The organism is Roseisolibacter agri, from assembly GCF_030159095.1.
Classification (GTDB): Bacteria; Gemmatimonadota; Gemmatimonadetes; order Gemmatimonadales; family Gemmatimonadaceae; genus Roseisolibacter; species Roseisolibacter agri.
The window spans coordinates 1-5,106 of the sequence record NZ_BRXS01000013.1 but is presented as its reverse complement, the minus strand read 5'-3'; the positions used below and the strand labels follow the sequence as shown (position 1 = coordinate 5,106).

General features: G+C 71.8%; 3 protein-coding genes and 1 riboswitch. All 3 genes read right to left on the bottom strand.

Translation table 11 applies throughout. The features are described from left to right. A partial coding sequence (locus rosag_RS25290) for a ricin-type beta-trefoil lectin domain protein (RefSeq protein WP_284352981.1) occupies positions 1-253 on the bottom strand: 253 nt, incomplete at its 3' end. Positions 254-475: 222 nt separating this feature from the next. Beyond that, a riboswitch (cyclic di-GMP riboswitch) is annotated at positions 476-569 on the bottom strand. A gap of 295 nt (positions 570-864) precedes the next feature. After that, positions 865-3,060: a bi-domain-containing oxidoreductase gene (locus rosag_RS25285; RefSeq protein WP_284352980.1), complete on the bottom strand. Its 2,196-nt coding sequence runs from the start codon at positions 3,058-3,060 to the stop codon at positions 865-867. 269 nt (positions 3,061-3,329) lie between these two features. After that, positions 3,330-5,106: right-handed parallel beta-helix repeat-containing protein (locus rosag_RS25280; protein WP_284352979.1), on the bottom strand; the 1,777-nt coding region annotated here is incomplete at its 5' end.

The following is a 5,106-nucleotide window of genomic DNA, read 5'->3' as shown; positions in this document are numbered from 1 at the left end:
TCGTCAGCGTCCAGCGCTGCGTCGCCTGCCCCTCGCACCACGCGGTGGTCAGCCGCGCGCCCGCCTCCGTGCCCGCGGCCGCCAGGCAGAGGTAGCCGTAGACCTTCACCTCACCGGCCTGCCCGACTGCCGGCAGCGTCCAGCGCTCATTGGCCGTCTCCCCGTCCACGCAGTCCCACAGGATCACCGCGCCCCCGGGTGCGATCTCGCCGCCGGCGACGTTCAGGCAGCGGTTCGCCGTCGTGTGGATCACCAGCGAGCGGGACCCGATCGCGCTCAGACTCTGTCGTGGACCAGCCAACGCACTGGTATCGCCAGCCACGCCCGTGAGCGTGTCGTGCTTCTGCAGAAGAGCGGCGCCAGTCGGCTCGGAGTCCGAGCACGCGACGGCGAGCACGGCCACGAGTAGGCCGCGCGCGATGGTACGAATCACTGCTGTCACCCCAATTGCTGCGAGTGGAGTTCCCGTGAGTCGTGCGGCAACCCGACCGGCGTGGCCCCGGTGTCCCGTGGGCGGTAGCCTCGTGGCTTTGCGTCGCCGGCTTTCGCCGGCTTTGCCGTTGTCGCGACTTCGAGTGAAGCAGCGATCCTGCCGCTCTCCGGCGGTCGTCGTGCGCCTGCCGGGGATCGTTGGGAGGAGACGTTCAGAGGAGCGCGGAAGATAGAGGCGGCCCGGGAACCGCCTCCGTGACGTCGCTCACACGCCGCACGCTATCCCGCTGGTGGCCGAGAGTCCGCCGACGTTACACCGCGGGCCCGTCACGAAACCCTCAGGCGAAGCACGAGCGGCACGCCGGCAGGTGCGCCGGCGTGCCGCTCGGGAGTCGTGCTTCGTGGACGCACGGCGGCGTCCACGTGGTGCTGTCAGGTGGCGGGCGTCAGCGCGGGCGTCGGGTCGCCGCGCCACGCATCGATCGGCGCGGCCGCGGCCGCGGCCGGCGCGAGCAGGCCCGCGAGGTCGATCGCCATCGGGCGGCCGCCGGCCTGCGCGCTCTCGATCATGCGCAGGCACATGAGCGTCGAGCGTGCGCCGGCGCTCGCCGGCACGCTCGACGGACGGCCGCCACGCGCGGCGGCCACGAACTCCGCCATCTGTGGGGCGTAGCCCTTGTCGGCAAACATGCGGCTGCGAGTACGGCGCGTGCTGCCGTTGATGACCAGACGCTTGAAGTCCTCGGTCACCACGCCCACGCCCGCCGCGAACGCCTCGACACGCTCGCCGCCCGACGTGCGGCTGCCGACCGTACAGTAGGTGAGGTTCGCCACGGAGCCGTCCGCGAAGCGGAACGCCGCGGTCATGTTGTTGATGCCCACAGGCTCGGGCACGTCGGTCGGCAGCGAGAAGGCCACCACCTCGACAGGCTCGCTGTCGAGCATCCATGCGAAGAGGTCGGTGAAGTGGCACGCCTCGCCGAGGATCGCGCCGCCGATCGCGGGGTCCGCCATCCAGTAGCCGCCGGAGATGCCCGGCGAGTTCACGCGGCAGTTGATGACCGCGGGCCCCGAGCGGCGGGCCAGCTGGCGCTTCTGCTCCACGTAGAAGGGCGCGAAGCGGCGGTTGAAGCCCACCATCACCGTGCGGCCCGTGTCGCGTTCCACGGCAACGATCTCGCGGCACTCGTCCTCCGTGAGCGCCATCGGCTTCTCGACGAAGACGTGCTTGCCCGCGCGCAGCGCCGCCAGCGTCTCGCGGGCGTGGTGCTGGTTGCGCGAGGCGACCAGCACGGCATCGACGTTCGGATCGCGCAGCAGCTCGTCGTAGGAGGACGTGACGAACGCCGCACCGAAGCGTAGCCCGTAGCTCTTGCCGCGCGCGCCGCCCGAGGAGTACACGGCGTGCAGCACGACGTCGTCGAGCGCCTTCAGGGCGGGGAGGTGCGCCCAGCGCGAGATGTTGCCCGCACCGGCCAGCGCGACCTTGAACTTGCCCGGGTGCCCCGCGGCGTTGGCCGGGATGTCCACCCGGCGCGTCGGCGCGTAGACGGGCGCGCCGGGCGTCACGTCCTCGGTCGCGCGCGCGATGCGGTCCGCGGCCGGGTAGCGCAGCAGCACGGCGAGGCTCGTGGTGCCCGGCGTCATGATCACGTCGTAGGCGGCCGGCGCCTCATCCAGCGCGAAGCGGTGCGTGATGAGCGGGTCCAGCTGCACGCGCCCCGTGCCGACGAGCCGGAGGAACTCCTCCATGTTCCGGTTCTCGGTCCAGCGGACGTACGGCAGCGGATAGTCGCGCCCCTGCTGCTCGTAGACGGGATCGTAGCTCCCCGGCCCGTAGGCGCGCGCCATGAGGAGCTGCACCTCCTTCATGTACATCTGCTCCCACGGGAAGCTCATCTCGACGGCGCCGACGACGACGATGCGCCCACGGTCGCGCACCATGCGCAGCGCCGCCTGCGCCGGCGCGGCGCTCTTGGCCGCCGCGGCGACGATCACGCAGTCCGCGCCGCGGCCGCCCGTGAGGCTCGCGACCGCGGCCTCCGCGCCGTCGCCGCCGGCCACGATCTGGTCCGCCCCCATCTCGCGCGCCAGCGCGGTACGTGTGGGGTTGAGGTCCGTGGCGATCACGCTTCCGCCCTGCAGGCGCGCGAGCTGCGCGATCAGCTGGCCGACGAGCCCCAGGCCGACGACGACGACGGTGTCGCCGAGCGAGAGGTTCGCGATGCGCACCGCGTTCAGCGCGATGCTGCCGAGCGTCGCGAAGCACGCATGCTCGAACGGCACCTCGTCGGGGAGGCGCGCGACGAGGTTCCGCCCCGTCATGATGCACTCGCCGTGGCCGGTGCCCTGCCCGCCGTACGCGACGCGGTCGCCCACCGCGAGGTCCGTCACCGACGGATGCACGTCGATGACGACGCCCGCGCCCGAGTAGCCGAGCACCGCGTAGTCGCTGAACTTCGCGCGCACCTCGCGGATCGTGCCGGCCGGGCCGTTCTGCATCATCACGTCCAGCACCTTGCGCACGTGCGACGGGTTGTCCGCCACCTCCTTCAGGATGCCGTCGCGATGGATGTCCGCGGTCTCGGTGCCGCTGCTGATCAGCGAGAACGCCGGCGCCACGAGCACGTGATGGGGTCGGACGATTGGATCCGGCACCTCGTCGACGACGATATCCTTGAGTCCTTTCCGGAGAACCTGTCGCATCGGGAAAAACGAGGGGTGGCTGTCGGCGCCGCGAACGCGCGTCCGTCGCAGGCGCCGGGTCTCAGATGACGTGCCGACCGCAATATACGGCCGGACGGCCGACGGGGCGGCCCCTGGTGGGAGCCGCCCCGCGGCGACGCGCCGCAGCGCGTCGGAGCCGATCGTGTAGCCGTCGCCGGACGCCCGGCGGTCTAGCGCTGGACGGCGGTGGCGGTGGCGCGGGCGACGGCCGCGAGGTCCGCGCCCGGCGTCGTGCCGCCGGTGCCGCTGCGGAAGAACGCGCTGAGCGACGACACCTGCGCGCGCGGCACCACGACCCCGTTGATCGTCCCGCTCGTGATCCCCGCCAGCGCGGCGTCGGCCACGAAGGCGTTCGTGGTCGGATACAGGTCCGTGCGGCCCACGCCCGGCGCCACCGTCGAGTAGGCCAGGTTGCCCGCGATCACCGCGTCGCGCGCGTAGGCGTTGAGCGCGACCCGGCCCTCGCCCGTACCGTCGCCGCTGACCAGCATGTAGCCGCGGCCCACCAGGTTGTCGCGGAACACCAGCCGCTGCGCCGGCGCGTTCGTCGAGTCACCGACCAGCAGGAGCGACACGTACTCGCTGTTGCTCACCACGTTGTGCGCGATCGTCACGTCCTGCAGCTCGTTCGACACCAGGAATGCCCGCCCGCCCACGCGCTCCAGCACGTTGTGCTCGATCAGCACGCGGCGCGTCACGTCGGTCAGCGGCGTCGCGTTCGCGCCGTAGGCGTTGCGCGAGGAGATCATGAAGCCCTGTGCGCTGTTCCGCAGCAGGTTGTGGCGGAAGGTCACGTCGCGCACCGTCGTCCACGGCGCCAGATTGCTCTGCGACAGCGGCGTGAAGAGGATCATGTAGCCCGCCTGGGCATCCATCCAGTTGTTCTCGAAGACGTTGCCCTCGACCAGCACGCGCTGCGCGTTCTTCAGCTCGAAGCCGTTCTTCGCCGACCACACGCCCTTCCAGGTCAGCGGCTTGAGGAAGTGGTTGCCGCGCACCTCGATGTCCGACGGGATCATCCCCGAGATCCAGGGGTCGGCGCCGCCGAACAGCACGCCGATCGTGCCGCCCTCGAGATAGTTGTTCTGGATCTTCACCGGGCCCGGCGTCTGCCAGCCGGCGATCACCTGCCCCTCGCCACCACGCGTGTGGCAGTCGGAGAAGTAGGAGTCGATCACCGCCGCGTGGGCAGCGTTGATCGCCAGGCAGCGATGCACGTGCTGCGTGGTGCGGCCGTGGATCCAGACGCGATCGAAGACGAAGTGGCTGGAGAGGGCCGCGAGCGTGCGCTCGTTGGTGTTGCCCAGCTCGATCAGGGTCTGCGCGACGTCGACGGCCTCGTTCGAGGCGATCTCGAGCCCAACGAAGCGCCAGCCGTGGGTCTTCTTCCCCGACTGGGCGTCGGGCGTCGCCAGGGCGAACATGCCGTTCGGCGAGACGATCTTCGGCATGGCCGCCGCGTGGCGCGCCGGCGCGAGCCGCTCGCCCTCGGCCGGCAGGCCGCTGAGCGATGCCGGGCGCACCACGATCCAGCCGCCGGGCGCCTTTGCGCCGAGCACGAAGTTGCCGCGGTAGGTGGCGCCGTTGGCGAGCGTGATGACGTCGCCCGGCTGGGCGGCGTCGAGGGCGCCCTGCAGGTCGCCGCCCGCCGGCACCGCGATCGTGCGGCCCGTGGGGGTCGGCATGCGCGTGTCGATGGTGACGCGCGGCAGCTCCGGCGCCGCGCTCGCCACCGGCTCGCTGACCTCGCCCGGCAGCGGCGCCGTCGTGGGAGCGATCGGGCTGCTGGTCACCACCTCGCTCACCGGCGTGCCCCCCGTGGGGGTCGCCAGCACGGTCCAGCGGGCCGACGCCGCCGTGCAGGCGCCCAGCACCGCCCGCGTGTCGTTGGCCGTCGCGTTGTTGGCCGTCGTCAGGCAGGCCCCCGACGCCGCGTTCTGCAGCGTG